The sequence below is a fragment of the Streptomyces sp. NPDC002104 genome (assembly GCF_053593795.1).
The window spans coordinates 1-25,771 of sequence record NZ_JBSFDF010000076.1; the positions used below are offsets into that span (position 1 = coordinate 1).

Annotated in this window: 20 protein-coding genes, 1 pseudogene and 1 riboswitch; of the genes and pseudogenes, 16 read left to right on the forward strand and 5 right to left on the reverse strand. The window is 71.3% G+C overall.

Going from position 1 to position 25,771, the window contains the following annotated elements; translation table 11 throughout:
- The first annotated feature begins 181 nt into the window (after positions 1-181).
- From ACWCP2_RS35765 to ACWCP2_RS35810, 10 genes are all read left to right on the forward strand, one after another.
- The gene (locus tag ACWCP2_RS35765) at positions 182-772 is read left to right on the forward strand and encodes a CDP-alcohol phosphatidyltransferase family protein (protein WP_250745186.1); all 591 of its coding nucleotides are present in this window, start codon (positions 182-184) and stop codon (positions 770-772) included.
- 99 nt (positions 773-871) lie between these two features.
- Positions 872-3,367 (forward strand): sugar phosphate nucleotidyltransferase, encoded by a 2,496-nt coding sequence (locus ACWCP2_RS35770; protein WP_450912705.1) that lies wholly within the window; start codon positions 872-874, stop codon positions 3,365-3,367.
- A 133-nt stretch (positions 3,368-3,500) separates the two neighbouring features.
- The gene (locus ACWCP2_RS35775) at positions 3,501-4,403 is read left to right on the forward strand and encodes a DUF881 domain-containing protein (protein ID WP_450912706.1); all 903 of its coding nucleotides are present in this window, start codon (positions 3,501-3,503) and stop codon (positions 4,401-4,403) included.
- Positions 4,400-4,732, forward strand: coding sequence for a small basic family protein (locus tag ACWCP2_RS35780; RefSeq protein ID WP_112452698.1), 333 nt, complete (start codon positions 4,400-4,402; stop codon positions 4,730-4,732). The genes ACWCP2_RS35775 and ACWCP2_RS35780 overlap by 4 nt, the downstream gene beginning before the upstream one ends.
- A gap of 5 nt (positions 4,733-4,737) precedes the next feature.
- On the forward strand, positions 4,738-5,622 hold the full coding sequence (locus tag ACWCP2_RS35785; RefSeq protein ID WP_450912707.1) for a DUF881 domain-containing protein: 885 nt from the start codon (positions 4,738-4,740) through the stop codon (positions 5,620-5,622).
- A 483-nt stretch (positions 5,623-6,105) separates the two neighbouring features.
- On the forward strand, positions 6,106-6,645 hold the full coding sequence (locus tag ACWCP2_RS35790) for an FHA domain-containing protein (RefSeq protein WP_274547808.1): 540 nt from the start codon (positions 6,106-6,108) through the stop codon (positions 6,643-6,645).
- Positions 6,646-6,664: 19 nt separating this feature from the next.
- Positions 6,665-7,438 carry a transcriptional regulator FtsR gene (ftsR, locus tag ACWCP2_RS35795; protein WP_450912708.1) on the forward strand — a complete coding sequence of 258 codons (774 nt, stop codon included), beginning with the start codon at positions 6,665-6,667 and terminating at the stop codon, positions 7,436-7,438.
- Positions 7,439-7,545: 107 nt separating this feature from the next.
- Complete coding sequence (locus ACWCP2_RS35800; RefSeq protein ID WP_250745191.1) at positions 7,546-8,019, forward strand: bifunctional nuclease family protein; 474 nt, start codon at positions 7,546-7,548, stop codon at positions 8,017-8,019.
- A gap of 180 nt (positions 8,020-8,199) precedes the next feature.
- Complete coding sequence (locus ACWCP2_RS35805) at positions 8,200-8,865, forward strand: MerR family transcriptional regulator (protein ID WP_450912709.1); 666 nt, start codon at positions 8,200-8,202, stop codon at positions 8,863-8,865.
- 124 nt (positions 8,866-8,989) lie between these two features.
- Positions 8,990-11,641: a DNA polymerase IV gene (locus ACWCP2_RS35810; RefSeq protein ID WP_450912710.1), complete on the forward strand. Its 2,652-nt coding sequence runs from the start codon at positions 8,990-8,992 to the stop codon at positions 11,639-11,641.
- Positions 11,642-12,420: 779 nt separating this feature from the next.
- Here the strand turns inward: ACWCP2_RS35810 and ACWCP2_RS35815 are convergent.
- Entirely contained in the window at positions 12,421-12,786 is a 366-nt protein-coding gene (locus ACWCP2_RS35815; RefSeq protein WP_450912711.1) for a PRC-barrel domain-containing protein, read from the reverse strand.
- 118 nt (positions 12,787-12,904) lie between these two features.
- Positions 12,905-13,003: riboswitch (glycine riboswitch) on the forward strand.
- 198 nt (positions 13,004-13,201) lie between these two features.
- Here ACWCP2_RS35815 and gcvP point away from each other — a divergent pair.
- Positions 13,202-16,087 carry an aminomethyl-transferring glycine dehydrogenase gene (gcvP, locus tag ACWCP2_RS35820; protein WP_450912712.1) on the forward strand — a complete coding sequence of 962 codons (2,886 nt, stop codon included), beginning with the start codon at positions 13,202-13,204 and terminating at the stop codon, positions 16,085-16,087.
- A 79-nt stretch (positions 16,088-16,166) separates the two neighbouring features.
- Here gcvP and ACWCP2_RS35825 read toward each other — a convergent pair whose 3' ends face one another.
- Both ACWCP2_RS35825 and ACWCP2_RS35830 read right to left on the reverse strand, forming a co-directional pair.
- Complete coding sequence (locus tag ACWCP2_RS35825; protein WP_323187805.1) at positions 16,167-16,373, reverse strand: DUF5999 family protein; 207 nt, start codon at positions 16,371-16,373, stop codon at positions 16,167-16,169.
- A 278-nt stretch (positions 16,374-16,651) separates the two neighbouring features.
- A complete protein-coding gene (locus ACWCP2_RS35830) occupies positions 16,652-17,272 on the reverse strand; it encodes a hypothetical protein (RefSeq protein WP_450912713.1) in 621 nt (206 codons plus the stop codon).
- Positions 17,273-17,784: 512 nt separating this feature from the next.
- On the opposite strand from ACWCP2_RS35830, the gene ACWCP2_RS35835 reads away from it, so the two are divergent.
- Both ACWCP2_RS35835 and ACWCP2_RS35840 read left to right on the forward strand, forming a co-directional pair.
- Positions 17,785-19,335 carry a glutamate-cysteine ligase family protein gene (locus tag ACWCP2_RS35835; protein WP_450912714.1) on the forward strand — a complete coding sequence of 517 codons (1,551 nt, stop codon included), beginning with the start codon at positions 17,785-17,787 and terminating at the stop codon, positions 19,333-19,335.
- A 210-nt stretch (positions 19,336-19,545) separates the two neighbouring features.
- Positions 19,546-20,289, forward strand: a complete 744-nt coding sequence (locus tag ACWCP2_RS35840) for a CPBP family intramembrane glutamic endopeptidase (protein ID WP_383954341.1) — start codon at positions 19,546-19,548, stop codon at positions 20,287-20,289.
- A gap of 52 nt (positions 20,290-20,341) precedes the next feature.
- Here ACWCP2_RS35840 and ACWCP2_RS35845 read toward each other — a convergent pair whose 3' ends face one another.
- Both ACWCP2_RS35845 and ACWCP2_RS35850 read right to left on the reverse strand, forming a co-directional pair.
- The gene (locus ACWCP2_RS35845; RefSeq protein ID WP_450912715.1) at positions 20,342-21,166 is read right to left on the reverse strand and encodes a PhzF family phenazine biosynthesis protein; all 825 of its coding nucleotides are present in this window, start codon (positions 21,164-21,166) and stop codon (positions 20,342-20,344) included.
- A 140-nt stretch (positions 21,167-21,306) separates the two neighbouring features.
- Positions 21,307-22,701 carry an FtsW/RodA/SpoVE family cell cycle protein gene (locus ACWCP2_RS35850; RefSeq protein WP_450912716.1) on the reverse strand — a complete coding sequence of 465 codons (1,395 nt, stop codon included), beginning with the start codon at positions 22,699-22,701 and terminating at the stop codon, positions 21,307-21,309.
- Between the two features lie 93 nt (positions 22,702-22,794).
- Here ACWCP2_RS35850 and ACWCP2_RS35855 point away from each other — a divergent pair, with 93 nt between their 5' ends.
- The 3 genes and pseudogenes from ACWCP2_RS35855 to ACWCP2_RS35865 all read left to right on the forward strand — a co-directional run.
- A complete protein-coding gene (locus ACWCP2_RS35855) occupies positions 22,795-23,472 on the forward strand; it encodes a response regulator (protein ID WP_450912717.1) in 678 nt (225 codons plus the stop codon).
- Entirely contained in the window at positions 23,465-24,934 is a 1,470-nt protein-coding gene (locus tag ACWCP2_RS35860) for a sensor histidine kinase (protein ID WP_450912718.1), read from the forward strand. The genes ACWCP2_RS35855 and ACWCP2_RS35860 overlap by 8 nt, the downstream gene beginning before the upstream one ends.
- Before the next feature lie 205 nt (positions 24,935-25,139).
- Positions 25,140-25,661, forward strand: a pseudogene (locus ACWCP2_RS35865) (PadR family transcriptional regulator); the annotation flags it as partial.
- Positions 25,662-25,771: the final 110 nt, after the last annotated feature.

Below are 25,771 nucleotides of genomic sequence, written 5' to 3' on the forward strand. Positions count from 1 at the left end.
ACTGCAGGGGGGACCCTGTGGGAGAGTAGGACGCCGCCGAACAATCATTGTGGGAAAGCCCCGCACCAACCCGTTCAGGGTTCGGTGCGGGGCTTCTCTGCGTTTACGGACCGGTCCACCGGCTCCTGTAGGGTCAGGGGGCATCGTTCGACATTTCTACAGTCACAGTGGAGGCCCCCGGGTGGAGGTCCAGGAGACTCGGGTTCAGACTGACCGAATTTTCACCATTCCGAACATCCTGAGCATGGCGCGTCTCGCAGGCGTACCCCTGTTCCTGTGGCTGATCCTGGCCGAGCACGACGGCTGGGCACTCGCCGTCCTCATGCTGAGCGGGATCAGCGACTACCTCGACGGGAAGCTGGCACGGCGCTGGAATCAGATCAGCAGCCTCGGCCGGCTGCTGGACCCCGCCGCGGACCGGCTCTACATCCTGTCCACCCTGTTCGGTCTCACGTACCGCGAGATTCTGCCGCTGTGGCTCACGGGGGCGCTGCTCGCGCGCGAGCTGATGCTGCTGGTCATGGTCTGGATCCTGCGCCGGCACGGCTATCCGCCGCCCCAGGTGAACTTCCTCGGGAAGGCCGCGACCTTCAACCTGATGTACGCGTTCCCCTTCCTCCTGGTGAGCACCTGGTCGGGTTGGTTGGCCTGGATGGGGTCAGTTTTCGGATGGGCGTTCGCCGGATGGGGTACAACCCTCTATTGGTGGGCAGGAGTCCTTTACGTGGTGCAAGTCCGCCGGCTCGTGAAGGCGGACGCCACGGCCGATTGAGCTCGCTCGGCGCCTGACTGACGCGGGGGAGTGGTCCAGTCACCGTCCGAGACGGGTGAGGTCGGCGATTCGCCGTCTCTCAAGGAGGACTCTTCCGACATGAAGGCCGTCGTGATGGCTGGTGGCGAAGGCACTCGGCTTCGCCCCATGACCTCAAGCATGCCCAAGCCGCTCCTGCCGGTGGCAAACCGGCCGATCATGGAGCATGTGCTCAGGCTGCTCAAGCGGCATGGGCTCAGCGAAACCGTGGTCACCGTGCAGTTCCTGGCGTCGCTCGTCAGGAACTATTTCGGTGATGGCGAGGAGCTCGGAATGGAGCTCACCTATGCCAACGAGGAGAAGCCACTCGGGACCGCCGGCAGCGTGAAGAACGCCGAGGAGGCTCTGAAGGACGACACCTTCCTCGTCATTTCCGGTGACGCGCTCACCGACTTCGACCTGACCGACCTGATCCGTTTCCACAAGGAGAAGGGCGGCCTCGTCACGGTGTGCCTCACCCGTGTGCCGAATCCGCTGGAATTCGGCATCACCATCGTGGACGAGGAAGGCAAGGTCGAGCGTTTCCTGGAGAAGCCGACCTGGGGCCAGGTGTTCTCGGACACGATCAACACCGGCATCTACGTCATGGAGCCGGAGATCTTCGACTACGTGGACGCCGACGTCTCGGTCGACTGGTCCGGTGACGTCTTCCCGCAGCTGATGAAGGAAGGCCGGCCCATCTACGGCTACGTCGCCGAGGGCTACTGGGAGGACGTGGGCACCCACGAGAGCTACGTCAAGGCGCAGGCCGACGTGCTCGAGGGCAAGGTCCAGGTCGACATGGACGGCTTCGAGATCTCCCCCGGCGTATGGATCGCCGAAGGGGCCGAGGTGAGCCCGGACGCGGTGCTGCGCGGGCCGCTGTACATCGGGGACTACGCCAAGGTCGAGGCCGGGGTGGAGATCCGCGAGCACACCGTCGTCGGATCGAACGTCGTCGTGAAGAGCGGTGCCTTCCTGCACAAGGCCGTCGTGCACGACAACGTGTACATCGGGCCGCACAGCAATCTCCGCGGCTGTGTCATCGGCAAGAACACCGACATCATGCGGTCCGCCCGGATCGAGGACGGCGCCGTCATCGGCGACGAGTGCCTCGTCGGCGAGGAATCGATCATCCAGGGGAACGTACGGGTCTACCCCTTCAAGACGATCGAGGCGGGCGCCTTCGTCAACACCTCGGTCATCTGGGAGTCCAGAGGACAGGCACATCTGTTCGGGGCGCGCGGGGTCACCGGCATCCTGAACGTGGAGATCACCCCGGAGCTCGTGGTCCGGCTGGCCGGTGCCTACGCGACGACCCTGAAGAAGGGCGCGACGGTCACCACGGCCCGCGACCACTCCCGAGGCGCGCGAGCGCTCAAGCGGGCCGTGATCTCGGCGCTGCAGGCCAGTGCCATCAACGTCCGGGACCTGGAGAACGTACCGCTGCCCGTGGCGCGGCAGCAGACCGCGCGCGGCAGCGCCGGCGGCATCGTGCTGCGGACCTCGCCCGGAGTGCCGGACTCGGTCGACATCATGTTCCTCGACGAGCGGGGGGCGGACCTCTCCCTCCAGCAGCAGCGCAAGCTCGACCGGGTCTACGCGCGCCAGGAGTACCGGCGTGCCTTCCCCGGAGAGATCGGTGACCTGCAGTTCCCGGGCAGCGTCTTCGACGCCTACACCGGGTCCCTGCTGCGGCGCGTGGACACCACCGGGGTCGCGGACTCCGGGCTCAAGGTGGTCGTGGACGCCTCCAACGGCAGCGCCGGCCTGGTGCTGCCCAGCCTGCTGGGCCGGCTCGGGGTGGACGCCCTCACCGTCAACCCGGGACTCGACGAGTCCCGGCCCACCGAGAGCACCGAATCGCGCCGGGCCGGCCTGGTCCGGCTCGGGGAGATCGTGGCGTCCTCGCGGGCCGCGTTCGGAGTGCGCTTCGACCCGGTGGGCGAGCGGATCTCCCTCGTGGACGAGCGCGGCCGGATCATCGAGGACGACCGGGCCCTGCTGGTGCTGCTCGACCTGGTGGCCGCCGAGAAGCGCAGTGGCAAGGTGGCGCTGCCGGTGACCACGACCCGGATCGCCGAGCAGGTGGCGGCGTACCACGGGACCCAGGTGGAGTGGACGACGACCTCGCCCGACGACCTGACCCGGGTGGGCCGGGCGGAGAACACCATCTTCGGCGGTGACGGGCGCGGCGGATTCATCGTTCCCGAGTTCAGCAGCGTCTTCGACGGCTCGGCCGCCTTCGTACAGCTGATCGGGCTGGTGGCGCGGACCCAGCTCACGCTGAGCCAGATCGATGCCCGGATCCCGCGGGCGCACGTGCTCAAGCGGGACGTGCCGACCCCGTGGGCGGTGAAGGGGCTCGTCATGCGGCGGGTCGTGGAAGCGGCCGGGGACCGGCAGGTGGACACCACCGACGGGGTGCGGGTCGTCGAGGCCGACGGACGGTGGGCGCTGGTGCTGCCGGATCCGGCGGAGGCGGTCACCCACCTGTGGGCGGAGGGACCCGACGACGCGTCCGCGCAGGCGCTGCTGGACGACTGGGCAGCGGTGGTGGACGGCGCCGGGAACTGAGCCGCCCGCGCGTGAGGGCGTAGGCCGCTGCGAAGCGGCGTAGGGCCGGAAGTCCGGTGGAGCGGGCGGGGCGTGGGTCCCGTCCGGTCCACCGGACGTCCGCATTCGGTGGGAGCGGCGCCGACATGCGACGATGTGCGGCATGTCGCAGCCGTCCCACCACCGCAGTTCGGTACCTCCGGCGCGGCCGGACGCCTCCATGTCGCTGCTGACGCACGTGATGGACCACTCCCTCGACGAGGGCTACGCGGAGGCTTCGGCCCGGCGCGAGGCCGAGGGCACGTCCGGCCTGCCGCGGACCCTCAGGGCGAAGCTGGGTCTTGCCGCCGGGCTCGTACTCGCGGCCAGTGTCGTCACCCTGGGCGCCGCGCAGGCGCGGGCGACCGCGCCGGTGCTGGCCAAGGAGCGTCAGGAACTCATCGACCGGGTCGAGCGGGCCGACGCGCACGCGGACGGCCTGGAGCGGGACATCGAGCGGCTGCGGGCCACCGTCGCCGACCGGCAGCGCGAGGCGCTCAAGCAGCACGGCGGCGAACAGGGCCAGCTCGTGGCGCTGCTGTCCGGGGCCACCGAGGTCCACGGACCCGGGGTCAAGCTGACGGTGGACGACGCCAAGGGCTCGGCCACCGGAAACGGGTCCGCGCCGCGCGAGAGCGCCGGATTCTCGGACACCGGGCGGCTCCGCGACCGCGACATGCAGAAGATCGTCAACGGGCTGTGGCAGTCGGGCGCGGAAGCGATCTCGATCAACGGGCAGCGGCTGACGTCACTCTCGGCGATCCGGGCCGCGGGTGACGCGATACTGGTCGACAACAGGCCGCTGGTGCCGCCGTACGAAGTGCTGGCGATCGGCGACAAGAAGCGCCTCGGGACCGCGTTCCAGGACTCCGCGGACGGCCAGTACCTGCACGTGCTGCAGGAGAACTACGGCATCCGTTACTCCCTGACGTCCGAGGCCGAGATGCGTCTTCCGGCCGCGTCGAGCCTGACCGTACGTACGGCTACAGCAGCAGAGCAGCAGAAGGGTGCATCGTGATCGCGGTACTGGGCCTCGTGGTCGGAGTGGTGGTCGGACTTCTCGTCCGGCCCGAAGTGCCGGCCGTGGTGGAGCCTTATCTGCCGATCGCCGTGGTCGCGGCGCTGGACGCGGTGTTCGGAGGCCTGCGCGCGATGCTGGACGGCATCTTCGTGGACAAGGTCTTCGTGGTGTCGTTCCTGTCGAACGTGGTCGTGGCGGCGCTGATCGTCTTCCTCGGCGACAAGCTGGGGGTCGGCTCGCAGCTGTCCACGGGTGTGGTGGTCGTCCTCGGCATCCGCATCTTCTCCAACGCCGCGGCCATCCGCCGGCACGTCTTCCGGGCGTGAGGCCGATGAGTACGAACGACACCCCGCCCGAGGAGCCCGGGGCCGCGGCACAGCGGCCCGAGGCGGAGCCTCCGCTGGAGCCGTCGGCCGGGCCCGTGGGCCACGCGCCCCGGACGCACCCGGAGACGCACCCCGAGACCCACCCCGGGGCCGCTCAGGCCGCACCCCAGGAGACCGGCCGGCAGCGGCTGGCGGCCGGGCTGTGGCCGCCGCGGGTGAGCCGGGCCCAACTGATCGTCGCGCTGCTGCTGTTCGTCCTGGGGCTCGGTCTGGCCATCCAGGTGCGGTCGAACAGCGACTCCAGCGCGCTGCGCGGCGCCCGTCAGGAGGACCTCGTACGGATCCTCGACGAGCTGGACGGGCGGACCAAGCGGCTGGAGGACGAGAAGCAGAAGCTCGACGACCAGCGCCGGGAACTGGAGAGCAGCTCCAACCAGGCCGAGGAGGCCCGCAAGCAGACCGTGGAGAAGGAGCGCCAACTCGGGATCCTGGCCGGTACGGTGGCCGCGCAGGGTCCGGGGATCGTGCTGAAGATCACGGACCCCAAGGGCCAGGTGTCGTCGGACAAGCTGCTGGACACCCTCCAGGAGCTGCGGGCGGCCGGGGCCGAGGCGATCCAGATCAACGGGGTGCGGATCGTGGCGGACTCGTATTTCTCGGACGAGGAGGACGGGGTCGCCATCGACGGTAAGAAGATCACACAGCCTTATGAGTTCAAGGTGATCGGCAAGCCGCAGGACCTGGAGCCGGCGCTCAACATTCCCGGTGGCGTCGTCCAGTCGCTGGAGAAGGAGCAGGCCGTCGTCGGCGTCACACGTCCGGCGAAGATCGTTGTGGATGCCTTGCGGGCTGCGAAGCAGCCTGACTACGCTCGGTCGTCATCGTCGTGATGCGGGAGGTGCGCCGGACCGGCTCACGCGGGCGGATGCCTGCGGGGGGTCGAGGCACCGAAGTCGCGGTGCGTGGTGGAAACTGTCTGATGGTTACGGACGTTGTAAGTATGTCCGGGTCGGCAGGTGTTGCATTCGGAGTTCGTCCTGCCCCACGGGCGGGTCTGTTTCGGTCAAGGGGAATCGCCCGTGAAGTTGTTTGAGAAGTTGTTCGGCAAGAAGAACCGCGAGGAAAGCGGTGCGGCCAGGCACCGCGCGGGGCATGGAGACGTGGAAGGGCAGGGCGACCGGCCGCTCTTCCGCGACGAGGTCGCCGGAGCGGGTGACATTTCGGGCGCGCACGGCGCGTCGACTGTTGACCCTGCCGGTACCGGACGCATAGGTTTCGGTGAACCATCAACCTCAAGTACGGGTGGAGGGTTTGCCCCCGACCCGTATGCCACCAATGCCTCCGCGGGGCAGCCGCGGCGCGAGGAGCCGTCCATGTCGGCCGAGCAGATTTGCAGCAGGTGCGGGCACCGCAGCGATGCGGCGAGCCGGTTCTGCTCCAACTGCGGGGCGCCGCTGCGGGCGGGTCTGACGCCGGAGCGTGCCTCGGAGACCACGTCCACCATCTCGATCTCGGGCCTGGAGGCCTACGAGGCCGAGGTGTCGGGACAGACGCACGTGTCGTCCTCGCTGTCCCCCGAGGCCCAGGCCGCGGTGGAAGCGCTGCCGCCGGGTTCCGCTCTGCTGATCGTGCGGCGCGGCCCGAACTCCGGCAGCCGGTTCCTCTTGGACGGTGAGCTGACGACGGCCGGCCGGCACCCGCAGAGCGACATCTTCCTGGACGACGTCACCGTCTCCCGGCGCCATGTCGAGTTCCGCAGGAGCCACGACGGTTTCACCGTCTCCGACGTCGGCAGCCTCAACGGCACGTACGTGAACCGTGAACCGATCGACTCCGTCGCCCTGCACAACGGCGACGAGGTGCAGATCGGCAAGTACCGGCTGGTCTTCTACGCGAGCCTGCGGGGGCACTGACCCTTCAAGGGAAGGTCCCATGCTGCGTATCCCGGCAGGCGGTGCCGCAAAGAGCGGCACCGCCACCGCGGCCTCCTCGGGCGTGCGGCTGGTGAGCATCGGAACGGTGCTCACGATGCTGCGCGAGGAGTTCCCCGAAGTCACGATCTCGAAGATCCGTTTCCTGGAGGCGGAGGGGCTCGTCGAGCCCCGGCGCACACCTTCCGGATACCGCAAGTTCAGCACCGACGACGTGGAGCGCCTCGCCCACGTCCTGCGGCTCCAGCGCGACCACTACCTTCCGTTGAAGGTCATCCGCGAGCAGCTCGACGCGCTCGCACGCGGTGAGCAGATCCGCATCCCGGCGCCCACGGCGCACGGGGAGTCCGTCGACCCCGCGAGCCCCGTTGCCCTCTACGGCGAGGTGGGCCGGGAGCGGCCGACCGTGGCCCGGGTGGGCCGGGCCGAGCTGATGGCCGCCGCCGAGGTGGACGAGGTCCAGCTCGTGGAGTGGGAGTCGTACGGGCTCATCGCGGAGGCCCCCGGAGGCGGTTTCGACGCCGAGGCGGTCACGGTGGCCCGTCTGGTGGCCGATCTCGGCCGATTCGGTCTGGAGCCGCGCCACCTGCGTGCGATGAAGGCCGCCGCCGACCGGGAGGCCGGTCTGGTGGAGCAGGTCGTCTCGCCGCTGCGCCGGCACCGCAATCCGCAGACCAGGGCCCATGCGGAGGCCACGATGAAGGAGCTCGCGGGGCTTTCCGTACGGCTGCACGAGGCCCTCGTACAAACTGCTCTCGGCGTGCGGCTGCACTGATCCGGAGGGGTTTTCGGGCCGACTTCGGCCGACTTCGGAGGGGTTCGGGGGCAGGCTTGGGGGAGCCCGACTACCCAAACCTGCCGGGCAGGTCCTAGGGTTGCTGTGTGAACGAGCTCGACGTTGTGGGTGTCCGGGTGGAAATGCCCTCGAACCAACCGATCGTGCTCCTGCGTGAAGTGGGAGGCGACCGGTACCTCCCCATCTGGATCGGACCAGGGGAGGCGACCGCCATTGCCTTCGCGCAGCAGGGCATGGCCCCTGCCCGGCCGCTGACGCACGACCTGTTCAAGGACGTGCTGGAGGCGATCGGTGAGGAGCTCACCGAGGTCCGGATCACGGATCTGCGGGAGGGCGTTTTCTACGCGGAGCTCGTCTTCGCCAGCGGAGTCGAGGTGAGCGCGCGGCCTTCCGATGCCATAGCGCTCGCCCTGCGGACCGGGACGCCGATCTTCGGCAGCGACGGTGTGCTCGACGACGCCGGCATCGCGATCCCGGACGAGCAGGAGGACGAGGTGGAGAAGTTCCGCGAGTTCCTCGACCAGATCTCGCCGGAGGACTTCGGTACCGGCCCGCAGTGAGGCGCGGGTCGCGCCGTCCTCCCGGATATTTCAGCCCATTCGAGTAGCCTTTCCCCGCAATGGGGTACGGGAAACCACTCTCAGGGTGATTATCACTCGGCGTGCCGAGTGTGGCGATCGTTGACGCACCCCTGGTGACTGCCTACCTTCGAGGTGGCAGGTCAAGGACGGAGGGTCGGCGTGAGAGTCACGGGCGACGGTATGACCGGGGGCATCCCCGCACGGAGTGACGGTGGGCCGTACCCGCTGCACGGTGGTGCGGTGAACTCCGCGCGCCGTCAGCCGGAGCCCGCGCCGGTCGGTCCGGTGGGGCCGGTGGGGCCGGTGGGGCCCCAGGGCGGCGAGAGCGCACCGGAGCAGGTCGGATACCGGGGGCCGACGGCGTGTGCCGCGGCCGGCATCACCTACCGGCAGCTCGACTACTGGGCGCGCACCGGGCTGGTGGAGCCCACGGTGCGGCCCGCGTACGGCTCGGGGACGCAGCGCCTGTACAGCTTCCGGGACGTGGTCGTCCTCAAGATCGTGAAGCGCTTCCTGGACACCGGGGTGGCGCTGCAGAACATCCGCACCGCCGTGCAGCACCTGCGCGACCGGGGTTTCTCGGACCTGGAGCGGATGACGCTCATGAGCGACGGCGCCACCGTGTACGAGTGCACCTCGCCGGACCAGGTCGTCAGCCTGCTCCAGGGCGGCCAGGGGATCTTCGGGATCGCCGTGGGCGTGGTCTGGCGCGACGTCGAGAACGCCCTGTCGCAGCTGCACGGGGAGCGCGTGGACACGGGCGAGACGGTGGTCGGGCACAACCCGGCCGACGAGCTGGCCGCCCGGAGGAACCGGGCCGTCTGAGGGGGCCGTACGGGGCGCCGGTCGCCGGGCGGTCACCGGCCTGGCGCCGGTCGGCGGCCGGGCGTAGGGCACGCCCGGTGGCGGGTCGGGCCGATTGTCAGTGGCGTAGGGCAGCATCGGAGCCGTGAGATCCGCGCCGACCATCCTGCACCTGGACATGGACGCCTTCTACGCCTCCGTGGAGCAGGCGTCGAAGCCGAGCCTGCGCGGCAAGGCCGTCATCGTCGGCGGGCTCGGGCCGCGCGGGGTCGTCGCCACCGCCTCCTACGAGGCCAGGCGCTTCGGGGTGCACTCGGCCATGCCGATGGCCCAGGCGCGGCGGCTCTGCCCGAACGGCGCATGCCTCGTCCCGCGCTTCAGCCTGTACCGCGAGGTCAGCGACACCGTCATGGGGATGCTGCGGGAACTCTCCCCCCTCGTGGAGCCGCTGAGCCTGGACGAGGCCTTCGTGGACCTCGAGGCGGGCGGCGTCGCCTTCGACGCGGAGACCGCGCGGGCCGTCGGCGAGCGGCTGAGGGCCGACATCACGGCCGTGACCGGGCTGAGCGGGTCCGTGGGGCTCGCGGGATCCAAGATGCTGGCGAAGGTCGCCTCCGAGGAGGCCAAGCCGGCCGGGCTGCTGCTGATCGAGGTCGGCACGGAGCGGGCGCACCTGGCACCGATGTCGGTACGGACCCTGCCCGGCGTGGGGCCGGCCACCGGGGAGCACCTGCGGCGGGCCGGGATCACCACGGTGGGGGAGCTCGCGGAGGCCGGTGAGGACGAACTGGTCCGGATGGTGGGGCGCTCGCACGGGGTCGGGCTGTACCGGATGGCGCTCGGCGTGGACGAGCGGCCGGTGGTCGCCGAGCGCGACGCGAAGTCCGTCTCGGTCGAGGACACCTTCGACGTGGACCTGCACGACCGGGTGCGGATCAGGGGCGAGGTGCAGCGGCTCGCGGACCGGTGCGTGGAGCGGCTGCGGGCGTCGGGACACTCGGGGCGGACCATCGTGCTCAAGGTCCGGCGGTACGACTTCTCCACGCTGACCCGGTCCGAGACCCTGCGGGGGCCCACGGACGACCCCGCGGTGGTGCGGGAGGCCGCCGGGCGGCTGCTGGAGGCCGTGGACACCACGGGCGGGGTGCGGCTGCTGGGCGTGGGGGTGACCGGGCTCGCGGACTACACGCAGGAGGACCTGTTCGCCTTCGCCGACGCGATGGCTGCGCGGGGCGGGGCGGTGGAGGGGCCGGCTGCGGCTGCGCCGTCCGGCGGGGGTGAGGGGGCCGGCGCTGCCTTGGGCGAGGACGCCTCTGACCCTCGGCAGGGCCGGGGCCTGGGCGCGGACGCGTCTGCCCCCCGGCAGGGCCGGGCTCTGGGCGAGGACGCCTCTGACCCTCGGCAGGCCCGGGCTCTGGGCGAGGACGCTGCTGGGCGGGGTGCCGGGCATGGTGAGGGGGAGGCCGAGGGGCCCGGCCGGGGTGCTGGTCAGGGTGCTGGTCAGGGTGGGAGTCCCGTGCCGGGCCAGGCCGTCGTTCAGGGGCAGAGTGCCGAGCGAGGACCGGTCGAGGCCGCCGGGGAGGGGCAGGACACCGGATCGGGGCCGGGGCACGATGCCGGGCTTGGACGGGGTGAGGCCGCCGGGCGGGGTCGCGAGCCTGGGCCGGCGGACAGGGCCGGGCAGGACCGGGGTGCCGAGCAGGCGTGGGGTGGCGAGCCCAGGTCGGGGGAGGCCGGGCAGGGCCGGAGTGCCGAGGAAGGGCGGGGTGGGGGGCCTGGGCCGGGGGAGAGGGCTGAGCTGAGTGAGGGTGGTGCCGAGCACGGCCAGGTTGGCGAACCCGGGCCGGAGGCGAGGACTGGGCAGAGCCCGGGTACCGAGCGCGGCCAGCAGGGCGAACCCGAGCCCGGGGCGCAGGCCGGGCAGAGTGAGGCTGCCCAGCAGGATGAGGGCGAGGGTCAGGGCCAGGGCCAGGGCCAGGGCCAGAACCAGGGCGAGGGTCAGGGCCAGGGTCAGGGCCAGGGCCAGGGCGCGGGTGAGAGCCAGGGCCAGGGTCAGAGGCAGAGTCAGGGGCAGAACCAGGGCGAGGGTCAGGGCCAGGGCGCGGGCGCGGGCGAGAGCCAAGGCCAGGGCCAGAACCAGGGCCAGGTTCAGGGTCAGGGTCGGGGCGCAAGCCAGGGCGAGAGCCAGGGTCGGGGCCAGAGCCAGAGCCAGAGCGAGGGTCTGGGCCAGAGCCAGAGCCGGAGCGAGGGTCAGGGCCAGGGCCAGGGCCAGGGCCAGGGCGAGGGCCAGGGCCAGGGCGAGGGCCAGGGTCAGGGCCAGGGCCAGAGCCAGGGCGAGGGCCAGGGTCAGGGCGAGGGTCAGGGTCAGGGTCAGGGCCAGGGCCAGGGCCAGGGTCGGGGCGAGGGGCAGGGCCAGAGCCAGGGCGAGGGTCCGGGGCAGGGCGCGAGCCAGGGCCAAGGGCGGGAACTGGGGCGCGATCCGGAGCCGGGTCAGGGGCCGGGGGTGCGGCAAGGGGAGGGGGCTGGGGGCGGCGTGGTGCCGGGGGGCGTTGAAGGGGTGGTTCAGCGGCGGTGGCCGGCCGGGAGCGATGTGCGGCATGCGGTGTACGGGCCGGGGTGGGTGCAGGGCAGTGGCGTCGGGCGGGTGACCGTACGGTTCGAGCAGCCCGGATCCCAGCCGGGCCGGGTCCGGACGTTCCTGGTGGACGATCCTGAGCTGGAGCCGTCCGATCCGATGCCGCTGGTCGGGGACCAGGCCATGGGGGTCGGGGGTTCGACTGCTCCGGAGCGAGCCTGAGAGGTCGCTTCAGGCTGCTGTGCCGGCATGTGCCCGGCTGCGCGGCGAGGGGTGACCCGCTGCCCGGGCTGGTCGGCGGGGAGCGGGCGCCGGGAGCGGGAGCCGAGACCAGGAAGCAGCGAGTCGGGCGTCTTGAGGCCCGTTCCGGTCCGGCCACCGCTGGCCCAGCGGTGCCGTGCCCCGGCGCACTGCCGTGGTTTCGCGTGCGTGCGCATAAAGGTGCACCTCGGCAGCGAACCGTGCCGGGGCGCCGTGGTGCTCTGGTTTACGCGCGCAGGTGTGCCCCGGCAGCGGACTGTGCCGGGCCGCCGTGGCGTGCACGCGAGGGTGCGCTCGGCAAGGGACTGTGCCGGGCCGTCGTGGTGCGCGGGTGCGTACGCAGGTGTGCCCCGGCATTGGACTGTGCCGGGCTGGCGTGGTGCTCGGGTGCGCGCGCAGGTGTGTCCCGGCAGCGGACTGCCGGGCCGTCGTGGTGTTCTGGCGCTTATGCGCGAGGGTGCGTCCGGCAAGGGACTGTGCCGGGCCGGCGTGGTGCTCGGGTGCGCGCGCAGGTGTGCCCCGGCAGCGGACTGCCGGGGCGTCGTGGTCTGGTGCGTACGCGCGAGGGTGCGTCCGGCGAGGGACTGTGCCGGGCCGGTGTGGTGTTCCGGTGCGTACGCGGGTGTGCCCCGGCAGCGGACCGTGCCGGGGCTGCCGCTGTACCCGGGGGCGTCCGGAGAGTGGGGTTCCGGTGGGGGAGGCCCGGTGGTGCGGGGCGGTGCGGTCCGGATCGGGGCGGGCTATTGGGGGTCGGGGGACGTGTGGCCGAAGTCGTGGTGGAAGTCGGACGGGAGGGCCAGGTCCAGGCCGTAGTGGTGGTAGAGCTGCAGCTCCTGTTCGGGGGAGAGGTGGCGGCCGACGCCGAAGTCGGGGGCGTCCCTGATGAGGGAGCGTTCGAAGGGCACGTGCAGGGTGTCGCCCACCATCTCGCTGGGCTCCAGCGGGACGAAGGCGTCCCGGCTGAAGAGGCCGGTGCGTACGGCGGCCCATTCCGGGACGCCCGTGGCATCGTCGAGGTAGACCTCGTCGACGGTGCCGATCTTGGTGCCATTGCGGTCGAACGCCTTGCGGCCGATCAGGCTGCGGGGATCGATGTCGGTCTGCACGGTCCGGTCCCTCCATTGGGCGCAACTCCTCCGTAATGACTACAAAAGTGCATTTCCGGAGAGGGGGCCACTCGAGGGAGGTGCCCAGATCCTCGCTGGTAGGCTGGGTGATGGCTGTTGACCCTGTGCGGGAGAGTCCTCCGAAAGAGTGAGTCGGAGGCGCCGAAGGAGCAAATCCTCCCCGGAATCTCTCAGGCATACGTACCGCACGTGGTGAGGCCACTCTGGAAAGCAGGGGCGGGTACCGGGCGCGCAGTGCCGGTCCCTCTCCTCACCGACGGTGAAAGCCGGATCTCGTGGGCGATCCCCGCGTGGCCCGGTGAAGCTCTCAGGTTGTGATGACAGAGGGGGAGGCCGTCCGGGTGCCCGCGCCGTGGTGCCCCTCGCAGGTCGTACGACCAGGAGGCCTCCGTACATGACCGCCAACCGCATTCCGCTCTCCCAGCTGGAGCGAGGCATCCCCTTCGAGCAGCGCCACATCGGCCCGGACGCCGAGGCGCAGGCGAAGATGCTCGCCCATGTGGGCTACGGCTCGCTGGACGAGCTCACCGCCGCCGCGGTGCCGGATGTGATCAAGACCACCGCCGCGCTGAACCTGCCCGAGGCGCGGACCGAGGCCGAGGTGCTCGCCGAGCTGCGTGAGCTCGCCGACCGCAATCAGGTCCTCTCGTCCATGATCGGACTGGGGTACTACGGCACCTTCACGCCGCCCGTGATCCTGCGCAACGTCATGGAGAACCCGGCCTGGTACACGGCGTACACGCCGTACCAGCCGGAGATCTCCCAGGGCCGCCTCGAAGCCCTGCTGAACTTCCAGACCGTGGTCGCCGAACTGACCGGTCTGCCGACCTCCGGCGCGTCGCTGCTCGACGAGGGCACCGCCGCCGCCGAGGCCATGACCCTGGCCCGCCGCGTGGGCAAGGCCAAGGGCAACGTCTTCCTCGTCGACGCCGACGCGCTGCCGCAGACCATCGCGGTGATCCAGACCCGCGCCGAGCCGATCGGCATCGAGGTCGTCGTCGCCGATCTCAGCGAGGGGATTCCGGCTGAGATCGCCGAGCGCGGCGTCTACGGCGTGCTCCTGCAGTACCCCGGCGCCTCCGGCGCCGTGCGGGAGATCAAGCCGGTCATCGAGCAGGCGCACGGTCTCGGCGCCATCGTCGCCGTCTCCGCGGACCTGCTCGCCCTGACCCTGCTGACCTCCCCGGGCGAGCTCGGCGCGGACATCGCCGTCGGCACCACCCAGCGCTTCGGCGTCCCGATGGGCTTCGGCGGACCGCACGCCGGCTACATGGCCGTCCAGGCCAAGCACGCCCGCTCGCTGCCCGGCCGCCTCGTCGGCGTCTCCGTGGACGCGGACGGCAACAAGGCCTACCGCCTCGCGCTGCAGACCCGTGAGCAGCACATCCGCCGCGAGAAGGCCACCAGCAACATCTGCACCGCGCAGGTGCTCCTCGCCGTCATGGCCGGCATGTACGCCGTCTACCACGGCCCGGACGGGCTGCGGACGATCGCCCGCCGCACCCACCGCTACGCCAACCTGCTGGCCGCGGGCCTGAAGGCCGGCGGTGTCGAGGTCGTGCACGGCTCGTACTTCGACACCCTGACCGTGCGGGTTCCGGGCCGGGTCGCCGAGGTCGTGGCCGCCGCCCGCGAGGGTGGCGTCAACCTCTTCCAGGTCGACGGCGACCTCGTCTCCATGGCCTGCGACGAGACGACCCTGCGCGCCGACGTCGAGGCCGTCTGGGCCGCCTTCGGCGTCACCGCGGACATCGAGGCGCTGGACGCCGACACCGCCGACGCGCTGCCCGAGGGGCTGCTGCGTACGGACGAGTACCTGACGCACCCGGTCTTCCACCAGCACCGGTCCGAGACGGCGATGCTGCGCTACCTGCGCAAGCTCTCCGACAAGGACTACGCGCTGGACCGCGGCATGATCCCGCTGGGCTCCTGCACCATGAAGCTCAACGCGACCACCGAGATGGAGTCGGTCACCTGGCCCGAATTCGGCCAGTTGCACCCGTTCGCCCCGGTCGAGCAGGCCGAGGGGTACCTCACGCTCATCACTGAGCTGGAGGAACGTCTCTGCGAGGTCACCGGCTACGACAAGGTCTCCATTCAGCCGAACGCCGGCTCCCAGGGCGAGCTCGCCGGCCTGCTGGCCGTCCGCGCCTACCACCGGGCGAACGGCGACGAGCAGCGCACCGTCTGTCTCATCCCGTCCTCCGCGCACGGCACCAACGCCGCGAGCGCCGTGATGGCCGGCATGAAGGTGGTCGTCGTCAAGACCGCCGACGACGGCGAGGTGGACGCGGACGACCTGCGCGCGAAGATCGAGCAGTACCGCGACGAGCTCGCCGTGCTGATGATCACGTACCCCTCCACGCACGGTGTGTTCGAGGAGCACGTCGCCGACATCTGCGCCCAGGTGCACGACGCCGGCGGCCAGGTCTACGTGGACGGCGCCAACCTCAACGCCCTGGTGGGCCTGGCCAAGCCGGGTCACTTCGGCGGCGACGTCTCGCACCTGAACCTGCACAAGACCTTCTGCATCCCGCACGGCGGCGGCGGCCCGGGCGTCGGCCCGGTCGGTGTCCGGGCGCACCTGGCCCCGTACCTCCCGAACCACCCGCTCCAGCCGACGGCCGGTCCGGAGACGGGCGTCGGCCCGATCTCGGCCGCTCCGTGGGGCTCGGCGGGCATCCTGCCGATCTCCTGGTCGTACGTGCGCCTGATGGGCGGCGAGGGTCTCAAGCGCGCCACCCAGGTCGCGGTGCTCGGCGCCAACTACATCGCCAAGCGCCTGGAGCCGCACTACCCGGTGCTCTACACCGGCCCGGGCAACCTGGTCGCGCACGAGTGCATCATCGACGTGCGCCCCCTGTCCAAGGCGACCGGCGTGAGCATCGACGACATCGCCAAGCGCCTGATCGACTACGGGTTCCACGCGCCGACCATGTCCTTCCCGGTCGCCGGCACGCTCATGATCGAGCCGACGGAGTCCGAGGACCTGGCCGAGATCGACCGCTTCTGCGACGCGATGATCGCCATCCGCGCCGAGGTCGAGCGGGTCGCGGGCGGCGAGTGGCCGGTGGACGACAACCCGCTGGCCAACTCCCCGCACACGGCGGCGGCGCTGGGCGGCGAGTGGAACCACCCGTACACCCGTGACGAGGCCGTCTTCCCGGGCGGGGTGTCGGCCGCGGAGAAGTACTGGCCGCCGGTGCGCCGCATCGACGGTGCTTTCGGCGACCGGAACCTGGTGTGCTCCTGCCCGCCGCTGGACGAGTACGACAACTGATCAGCTGATGTGCTGATGTGACGAAGGGGCCGGTCCGGGAGTTTCCTCCTGGGCCGGCCCCTTTCGGTTCCGTCGTCGGCTAGGCCGCCTTCATCACCTGCGCGGCCGCCAGCGGCCGGTTCGGAGCGATGATCTGGCCGTCCGGCAGCAGCTCACCGGTGTCCTCGAACAGCAGGACGCCGTTGCACAGCAGGCTCCAGCCCTGTTCCGGGTGAACGGCCACGGGGTGCGCGGCCTCCCTGTCGGCTGAGTCGGCGGTCGGGCATGCTGGCTTGTGCTGGCACATGGATGCGTTCTTTCGCTGCGGTGTGGTCTGTGTGCTGCGGCTCGGTGCGTTGTGCGCGTGGTTCATGGCCGCCCCCCGTATCAACGACTTGGCTCGGTCAGAGTCCCCAGTGTTCCCCCACGGCACGGTGTCCGGAGGGATTTCCCGGCAGCTGTCCTCATAGATTGATGACGCATCACCCGTGCGGGCGGTTCAGGCCAACTCCCCTGTCATTTCGGATGGTTCGCCGGGGGCCCGAGTGGGCTAGGCCGAATGGGCAGAACCGGCCAGAGACCGGTCTAGGCGGCCGGTGCGGCCATGGAGGGCGGTACCGGAGGGGCCGTCGGCGTGAGCCTGTGGGTCAGTACGGGCAGCAGTTCGGACACGGGGTGCGGGCGGTAGGCGGCGATGCCGGGCGGGGCCGGCGCCAGGGGGACCAGGAGGTCGGCGGCGGCCGGCAGGCCGGCGGAGGCGTCGGCGCCCACCGATCCGTGCAGCCACAGGGTCAGCATGTACAGCTCCGGTACGGACAGCAAGCGGGGCTGGTAGTTCTTGCCGAGCGATTCGGCCTGGCGCAGCGCGCGTTCGGTGGCGGCCACGTAGGGCCCCTCGAAGAAGTGGGAGAAAGCCCATCCGTCCGGTGTCAGCCGGGTGTCGGCCGCCGCGACGTAGCGGTCCCCGCTGCGGATCAGGAAGCGCCAGCCGGTCAGCCGGGTGCGCGGCGGCCTGCCGCCGGCGGTCAGCCCGGAGATGTGCAGCCGGTCCAGGACGTGGACGGGCAGGGGAAGTTCGGCGGTCATCGGGCCCTGAAGGGCTCGCAGGGCCGGGGTGTGCGCCTCGTGGACGGCGGTGGGGGAACCGAGGGCCGCGAGGACACTGCGCAGGGCGGGCGCGGGAGCCGGAGGGACGTGCAGCGGCATGGTGGGTCGCCTCTCGCTAGGGAGACCTGTGGAACGGGGCGGGTGCGGGGTGCGGACGGCGCTGTCGCATTCTGGGGTCAGAGGGGGGCTGAGGGGCAATGGCCGCGCGCCAACTCTCTGCCTCGCTTGCGGAGTTTATCTGACATGTGTTCACGCAGTGTTTCGGCTAGCTGTCCCGCCTATTGCCGACAAGGCGGTTACCGGTCCCGCTGACGTGGCATTCATGCCGGGTGCGCGCAAAAATTCTGCGCTGACCTCGGAGGTTACCGGATGAGCGCTCGGCTGAAAAGCGCCGGTTATCGATAACTGGCAAGGTCTACGCTGTATTTGCGCAGAGCGGCTTGCCAGGTGAATGTGCCAAAGCGCCTGTCGGCCAAACCGGCGCGCGCTCCCCGCCAGTCACGCCCCCTCCGCGTTATCGATCACGCCGCCGGGGCATCATCGACCGTAACGCGCGCCCGGGGGCGGATCCATTCGACGCCGCCCGGGCCCAGTCGAGGAGGGACGCTCCGATGGGGGAGAAGGTCGTGGCGGGCGGATTCGACCTGTCCGATCGGCAACGGTACCGGAGGAAGCTTCACGAGTGCCTGGAGGTACTGGAGCGACTTCTGGAGGAGAAGAGGTTCGATCGCCCCAAGAACATGATGGGGCTGGAGATCGAGTTGAATCTGGCGGGTGCCGACGGGTTGCCGAGAATGGTGAATGCCCAGGTCCTTGAGCGTATTGCGAGCAACGATTTCCAGACCGAACTGGGAATGTTCAACCTGGAGGTGAACGTCCTTCCCCACCGGCTCGGCGGCCGGGTATTCGACCAGCTCTCCGAGGAACTGAGCGCGGGTCTGGGCTATGCCCACCGGCAGGCGCGGGAGGTCGGCGCCGGGGTGGTCATGATCGGAATTCTGCCGACGATCTCCCGCACCGACCTGGTCACCGCCAACCTGTCCGCGGTGGACCGCTACTCCCTGCTCAACGAGCAGATCCTGATGATGCGGGGCGAGGACTTCGTGCTCGACATCGACGGGGTCGAGCGGCTGACCTGGACCTCCGGGTCGATCGTGCCGGAGGCCGCCTGCACCTCCGTACAACTGCACCTGCAGGTGACCCCGGCACGGTTCGCGGACGTGTGGAACGCGGCCCAGGCGGTGGCTGCCGTACAGATAGCCGTGGGCGCCAACTCGCCCTTCCTGTTCGGGCGGGAGCTGTGGCGCGAATCGCGGCCGCCGCTCTTCCAGCAGGCCACCGACACCCGGCCGCCCGAGCTGCAGGCCCAAGGGGTGCGCCCGCGCACCTGGTTCGGCGAGCGGTGGGTGGACTCGGCGTACGAGCTCTTCGCCGAGAACGTCCGCTACTTCCCCGCCCTGCTGCCGATCTGCGACGAGGAGGAGCCGCTGCGGGTGCTCGCCGAGGGCGGGGTGCCCAGCCTGCAGGAGCTGGTGCTGCACAACGGCACCGTCTACCGCTGGAACCGGCCCGTCTACGGGGTCGCCGACGGGGTGCCGCACCTGCGCGTGGAGAACCGGGTGCTGCCCGCCGGCCCGACGGTCGCCGACGTCGTCGCCAACGCGGCCTTCTACTACGGGCTCGTACGGACCCTCGCGGACGAGCAGCGCCCGGTGTGGAGCCGGCTGCCCTTCGCGGAGGCGGAGGCCAACTTCGACGCGGCCTGCCGCTACGGCATCGACGCCCGGGTGCGCTGGCCGCGCCGGGGCCGGGGCGGGGGACTGGCGAGCGTGCCCGCGGTCCGCCTGGTGCTGGAGGAGCTGCTGCCGATGGCGGCCGCCGGACTGGACGCGTGGGGCATCGAGCCCGCCGACCGGGACCACTACCTCGGCATCATCGAGGAGCGGTGCCGGCGCCGGGTGAACGGGGCCACCTGGCAGGTGGACACGTACCACCGGGCTCTCGCGGCGGGGCTGGAGCGGGACGAGGCGCTGGCCGCGACCACGCGCCGCTACAGCGAGCTGAGTCACCGGGGCGATCCCGTCCACACCTGGCCGGTGGGGCTGGGGGGCGGACCCGCGGCCGCACCGCCGGCCGGACCCGCGGCCGTCGCCGCGGACTGATCGCGGATCCGTCGCCGCGGACTGGTTCCGGGGCCCGGCCGGTCCCGCCCGGTGATCCCCCTGCCCCGTGGAGGAGGCAGTATGGGGTCATCGGGGCGGGACGCCCCGCGAGACGTCGCAGCGGGTGCGGGACGGGAGACGGGCGTGCGGACGGAGCCGGAACCGGAGGTCGGGCGGTTCGAGCCCGGCGGGGCAGCGGGCGAGCGCGGGATGCTGCGCTCCGAGACGCTGCTCGTGCTGGCGCTGTCCCTGGGCGCGAGCGGAGTCTCGGCGCTGATCAGCTTCATCGGCTCGCTGACCAAGCCGGGCGGGCTCAAGGACCAGGCCGCCACGCTCAACGGCTCGTACGCCCCCGGCCGGCCCTGGCTGGACCTGGCCTGGCAGCTGTTCGGCATCGCGAGCGCCCTCGTCCCCGTCCTGCTCGTCGCGCACCTGCTGACCCGTGAGGGTGCGCCGGGGCTGAAGGTGCTGGGCTTCGACCGGACCCGGCCCTGGTGGGACCTGGGCCGGGGCGCGCTCGTCGCCGCCTGCATCGGCAGCGCGGGACTGGCCTTCTACCTGGGGGCGCGGGCGACCGGCTTCAACCTCACGGTGGTGCCCGAGGCGCTGCCCGACGTGTGGTGGAAGTTCCCCGTGCTGATCCTCTCCGCGGTGCAGAACTCCGTGGTGGAGGAGGTCATCGTGCTGGCCTACCTGCTGCGCAGGCTCGGGCAGCTCGGCTGGTCGCCGATGGCCGCGCTGCTGGCCAGCTCCGTGCTGCGCGGCTCGTACCACCTCTATCAGGGCATCGGCGGGTTCATCGGGAACGTGGTGATGGGCGTCGTCTTCGTCCTCGCCTACCGGCGCTGGGGCCGGGTGGGCCCGCTGGTCGTCGCGCACGCGCTGCTCGACATCGTGGCCTTCGGCGGGTACGCCCTGCTGGCGGGCAAGGTGGGCTGGCTGCCCACCCCGTAGGCCCGGCGCGGTGGGCCGGGCGCGCGGCGCCCGGCGGCCGGCGCCCGGCGGCCTACGGTGCGGTGAGCAGCTCGCCGTCGACGACCGTGACCGCGCGGCCGATCAGCAGCGTACGGTCGCCCAGCAGCCGGACCCGGACGAGCCCGGTGCGGGCTCCGCCCTGGAGGCCGACGAGCTCCGTGCGGCCCAGGCGCCGCGCCCAGAAGGGGGCCAGCGCCGTGTGCGCGGAGCCGGTGACCGGGTCCTCGTCGATGCCGAGTGCGGGGAAGAAGCCGCGCGAGACGAAGTCGTAGCCGCGGGAGGGGTCCTCGGCCGCCGCGGTCACGATGATGCCGCGCCGGGAGTACCCGCGCAGGGCGGCGTGGTCCGGCGCGAGCTCCCGTACGGTCCGCTCGTCGGCCAGCTCCACCACGAGATCCCCGATGTGCTCGGACGTGTCGTGGACCGACGTGGCGGTGGCGCCCAGCGCGCGCTCCACTGCGGCGTCCGGCTCGACCTCGGTCAGCGAGGAGGTCGGGAAGTCCATCTCCAGACTCCCGTCCGCGGCGGCCGTGACCGTCAGGATGCCGCAGCGCGCCGAGAAGCGGACCGTCCCGGTCGCGAGACCGCTCGTCGCCAGGACGTGGGCGGTGGCCAGGGTCGCGTGGCCGCACATGTCGACCTCGGCGGCCGGGGTGAACCAGCGCAGCGCCCAGTCGGCCTCGCCGCCCGGCGGGAGCGGGTGCGCGAAGGCGGTCTCGGAGAGGTTGACCTCGGCGGCGACCTGCTGGAGCCAGGCGTCCGGGGGGAACCCGGTCTCGCCTTCGAGGAGCAGGACTCCGGCGGGGTTGCCGCCGAAGGGGCGGTCGGTGAAGGCGTCGACGATTCGGATGCGCATGTCCCCGACGGTAGGGAGGCCTCGGAGGCACCCGCAAAGGCCAATCCGGGATGACTGGACTGGCTGGCGGACCGTGCCCCGGCCGTCGGCGCGGGTGCGGGATCGTTCCGTCCTGCCGAACCCCGGCCCGATCGCGCCGGTCAGGACCCCGTTGCGGCCGGGGGACGGCGCGCCGCGTCACTGATCCTGATCAACAGCGCCACGAGCAGCCAGTTCGCCACGAGCGAGGTGCCGCCCTGTGCCAGGAACGGCAGTGCTTTGCCGGTGAGCGGGACGAGTCCGGTGACCCCTCCCGCGACCACGAACACCTGGAGGGCCACCACGGTGGCCAGCCCCGTCGCGAGCAGCTTGCCGAACGGGTCGCGTGCCAGCAGTGCGGTCCGCAGTCCCCGCTGCACCAGCAGCGTGTAGAGCATCAGGACCGCCGTCACCCCGGTGAGCCCGAGCTCTTCGCCGACGGTGGTGAGGACGAAGTCGCTGCGCCCGGCGAACCCGATCAACTCGGGGTGCCCGGTCCCCAGCCCGGTACCCGTCAGCCCGCCGGAGCCGAAGCCGAACAGTGCCTGGGCCAACTGGTCGGAGACGAGCCCCTTCGGACGCTGGGCTTTGGGCAGGAAGATGTCGAACGGATGCAGCCACGCCACGACCCGGCTCCGGACGTACGGTTCGAAGGACCCCACGAGGCCGGCCCCGGCCGATGCCATGAGCAGGCCGCAGACGACCCACCCGGTCCGTTGGGTGGCGACGTACAGCGTGATGACGAAGAGCCCGAAGAAGATCAGTGCGGTGCCCAGATCGCGCTCGAAGACCAGCACGAACAGGCACGTCACCCACACGAGCGCGATCGGGCCCAGCTGCCGCCCACTGGGAAAGCGGACCCCCAGGAGCCGGGGCCCCGTCAGCGCCAGCGCGTCCCGGTGGCTGACGAGGTAGCCCGCGAATCCCACCGCCATCATGATCTTCACGAACTCGCCCGGCTGGAGCGACAGCGGCCCCAGCACGATCCACCGCTTGGCGCCGTACCTGTCACCGGACGAGAAGGCCGGAACGGTCAGCAGCACCAGCGCCACAGCCGTCGTCAGATAGATGTAGCGCTGCAGACGCCGGTAGTCCTTGAGCAGCCCCACCACCGCGACGCACACGGCCACTCCCACCCCGCACCACACCAGCTGCCCCGGTGCGACGGCCGGCGCCTCGTACGCTGCCTCGTACGCGGGGTCGAGACGGTGCAGCAGCACCAGCCCGATGCCGGACAGTAGGACGGTGACGGGCAGGAGCAGCGGATCCGCGTGCGGCGCGAAGCGCCGTACCGCCAGATGCGCGACGGACACGGCGCCCGCCACCAGCGCGGAGAACACCGGCATGTCCTGCGGCACCGCCCCCGTGACGGCGAGCGACTGGTACGCGTAGCCGCACAAGGTGATGGACACGGCCAGGACGAGCAGGCCCGCCTCGGCGGTGCGCGCCCCGGCCGGCCCACGCGCAGGGCGGCGCCGCGACCGGGGGACGGGAGGGGGGCGGGTGGTGGTGTTCACGCCCTGACAGTGCCCTTGACCTGCTGAGAAGAGGCTGAAGCTCCCTGAAGATCATTTCAGGGAGATCTTCGTGCCCCGGGGATACTGACGATCATGCGAGTGCTGGTGATCGAAGACGAGGAACGGCTGGCCGCATCCCTCAAGCGCGGCCTGGAGGCCGCCGGGTACGCGGTCGATGTCGCCCACGACGGCAGGATCGGCCTGTGGATGGCCGGGGAACACGCGTACAGCGCGATCATCCTCGACATCATGCTGCCCGGCCTCAACGGCTACCGGGTCTGCGCCCGCCTGCGCACCGACGGCGTCGACACCCCGATCCTCATGCTCACCGCCAAGAACGGTGAGTACGACGAGGCCGAGGCGCTGGACACCGGCGCCGACGACTACCTGGCCAAGCCCTTCTCCTACGTCGTCCTGGAAGCCAGGCTCCGCGCCCTGCTGCGCCGCGGCGGCCCACGGGTGCGCACCCGGATGCGTCTGGGCGATCTGTGGCTCGATCCCGCCCAGAGGAGCTGCGGACGCGGCGAACACCGGATCACCCTCACACCCAAGGAGTTCGCGGTCCTGGAGTGCCTGGCCCGGCGGGCGGGCGAGGTCGTCCCGAAGATGGACATCGTGGACGGCGTGTGGGACGCGTCGTACGACGGGGACACCAACATCGTCGAGGTCTACATCAGTTCCCTGCGGCGCAAGATCGACGCGCCCTTCCGGCGCGCGGCGATCGAGACGGTGCGCGGCAGCGGCTACCGGCTGGCGGCCGACGGTGGGTGACCTTCGCGCGGGCCGGGACCGTCTTGCCGCCGTAGGGGGCCTCAGCACCCTCGCCGTGCTCGGCGCCGGCCTGCCGGTCCTGGTGCTGATCAGCCGCATGCTGCCGCCGTCGGCCGGTGAGCCCGCCGGCTTCCTCCTCCGGGCCCTCGCGCTCGTCGAGGAGGCGGCGGCGCCCGGCGCGCTGCTGGCCGCCGCACTCGTGGCCACCGCCACCTGGAAACTGGGCGGGAGCGCGCGCAGCCGGGGCACGGTCACGGTCGCCGCCGCGACCGCGCTGCTCGCGATCTTCGCCGACGCGCGCTGGCTGCCCACCCTGGTCAGGTTCAGCATCGACCAGGCGCACTCCTCCCTGCTGTGGCCGGCCCTGAGCGCCGCCGTCGCGGCCCCCGGGCTCCTCGTCTCCGCCACCACCTGGGCGATCGCCCCGCCCCTGAAGGAAGGCTCACGGGCCGCGGACCGGGACCGTACGTCCAGAATCCTGCTCCCGTTCTTCTTGGCAACGGCTCTGGTGGCCGCGGAGGTCTGGTTCACGACCCTGAACAGCCAGACCCACGCACCCACGCGCGCGCTCGCCAACTGGCTGTTCACGATCGGCGGCGGACTCGCCGTCGGCGCCACCGTGTGGGCCGCGACCCGCATCGTGCTCCGCCCGGTCGAGAACCTCAACCGCGAACTGCAGGAGATCACCACCAGCCGCGCCCTCGACCGGCGCATCACGGTCCCCGAGACCGGCACGCTGGTTCCCTGGCTGGCCCGCACGATCAACGTCACGCTCGACCGCGTCTTCGCCGGCGTCGCCCGCCAGCGGCTCTTCATAGCCGACGCCTCCCACGAGCTGCGCAGCCCCATCGCCAACCTCCGGACCTCCCTCGAGGCATCCCTCGCCCACCCCGAGGAGGTGGACTGGCCGGAGACCGTACGAGACGCACTCACCGACATCGAGCGGCTCCAGCACCTCACCGACGACCTGCTCCTACTGGCCCGGCTCGACGACACCGCCCCGGCGCCCGGCACTCCGGTCGACCTCACCGCGCTCGCCCATGACCTGGTCGAGGAGTTCCGCCACCTGCGGATGCACCGAACGCTGGACTTCACCGTCTCGGTCGACGACCAGGTCGTCGTTCACGGCAGTGCCGTCCAGCTGGAGCGGCTGCTGCGCAACCTCCTCGACAACGCCGCACGGCATGCCCGCACGGTCACGGACATCGCCGTCACCGCCGGCGCCGACGGCATGGCCCTGGTGGAGATACGCGACGACGGCCCGGGCATCCCGCGCGCCGACCGCGAGCGGGTCTTCGAACGCTTCACCCGCCTCGACGGCGCCCGCGCACGAGGCACCGGCGGCTCCGGGCTGGGCCTGGCCATCGCCCGCGAGATCGCAGCACGCCACGGCGGCACCCTGCACGCCGCCCCCAACCCGTCGGGGGCCCTCTTCGTCGCCGCCCTTCCTTACGTGCCGTGACGCCTGAGCCGTCTCCACGGCCGGACCTTCGCTGAACATGCCGACCCTGCCCTCGGGCCGGGGCCGGCCGGGCGCGGGGCCGGACCGGCAAGGGTGTTCGTTGAGGAAGTTTCCGATATATCGTTGACGCATCGCGATGGGTCAGCGATAGTAGAGACATCGCATCAGCGACAACGCATCACCGAATGAGGAAAGGAGCGCAGTCATGCGTTCACACGGACAGCACGGACACGACCACGGACATGAGCACGGACGGGGTCACGGCCACTGCGGGCCGGACCGCCGGGAGGAGTTCCAGGGGCGGCGTGCCGCTTTCGGGCCGTTCGGGCCGCCCTTCGGCGGTGGGCCCTTCGGCGGGCGGGGCGGGCGCGGAGGGCCGCGCGGCCGGGCTCGGCGGGGTGATGTGCGCGCCTCCATCCTGGCGCTGCTCGCCGACCGGCCGATGCACGGCTACGAGATGATCCAGGAGATCGGCGAGCGCAGCGGCGGGGCCTGGAAGCCCAGCCCGGGGTCGGTCTACCCGACCCTGCAGCTCCTCGAGGACGAGGGCCTCATCACCAGCGAGAGCGAGGGCGGCAAGAAGCTGTTCACGCTCACCGAAGCCGGTCGCACCGAGGCCGAGTCCGGACCGGACGCCCCCTGGGCGGAGGCCGGGCGGAGCTTCGACTTCGAGGCGATGAACGAGGTCCGGACGGCCGGATTCGGCCTGATGGAGGCCTTCGGCCAGGCTTCCGTACCGAACTCACCTTGTGCAGGGGCGAGATGGTGACCTTGCCGGTGGCCTTGGCCTGGGCGATGTAGGTCTTCTGGAGGGACTTCTTGCCCGCGTTGTTGCCG

Coding starts and splice junctions, on each gene's coding strand:
- gcvP (WP_450912712.1), top strand. CDS start 13,202: ATGACCGCCAACCGCATTCCGCTCTCCCAGCTGGAGCGAGGCATCCCC.
- ACWCP2_RS35785 (WP_450912707.1), top strand. CDS start 4,738: ATGAGTACGAACGACACCCCGCCCGAGGAGCCCGGGGCCGCGGCACAG.
- ACWCP2_RS35835 (WP_450912714.1), top strand. CDS start 17,785: ATGGGGGAGAAGGTCGTGGCGGGCGGATTCGACCTGTCCGATCGGCAA.
- ACWCP2_RS35790 (WP_274547808.1), top strand. CDS start 6,106: ATGTCGGCCGAGCAGATTTGCAGCAGGTGCGGGCACCGCAGCGATGCG.
- ACWCP2_RS35855 (WP_450912717.1), top strand. CDS start 22,795: ATGCGAGTGCTGGTGATCGAAGACGAGGAACGGCTGGCCGCATCCCTC.
- ACWCP2_RS35825 (WP_323187805.1), bottom strand. CDS start 16,373: ATGTGCCAGCACAAGCCAGCATGCCCGACCGCCGACTCAGCCGACAGG.
- ftsR (WP_450912708.1), top strand. CDS start 6,665: ATGCTGCGTATCCCGGCAGGCGGTGCCGCAAAGAGCGGCACCGCCACC.
- ACWCP2_RS35775 (WP_450912706.1), top strand. CDS start 3,501: ATGTGCGGCATGTCGCAGCCGTCCCACCACCGCAGTTCGGTACCTCCG.
- ACWCP2_RS35770 (WP_450912705.1), top strand. CDS start 872: ATGAAGGCCGTCGTGATGGCTGGTGGCGAAGGCACTCGGCTTCGCCCC.
- ACWCP2_RS35830 (WP_450912713.1), bottom strand. CDS start 17,272: ATGCCGCTGCACGTCCCTCCGGCTCCCGCGCCCGCCCTGCGCAGTGTC.
- ACWCP2_RS35845 (WP_450912715.1), bottom strand. CDS start 21,166: ATGCGCATCCGAATCGTCGACGCCTTCACCGACCGCCCCTTCGGCGGC.
- ACWCP2_RS35840 (WP_383954341.1), top strand. CDS start 19,546: ATGCTGCGCTCCGAGACGCTGCTCGTGCTGGCGCTGTCCCTGGGCGCG.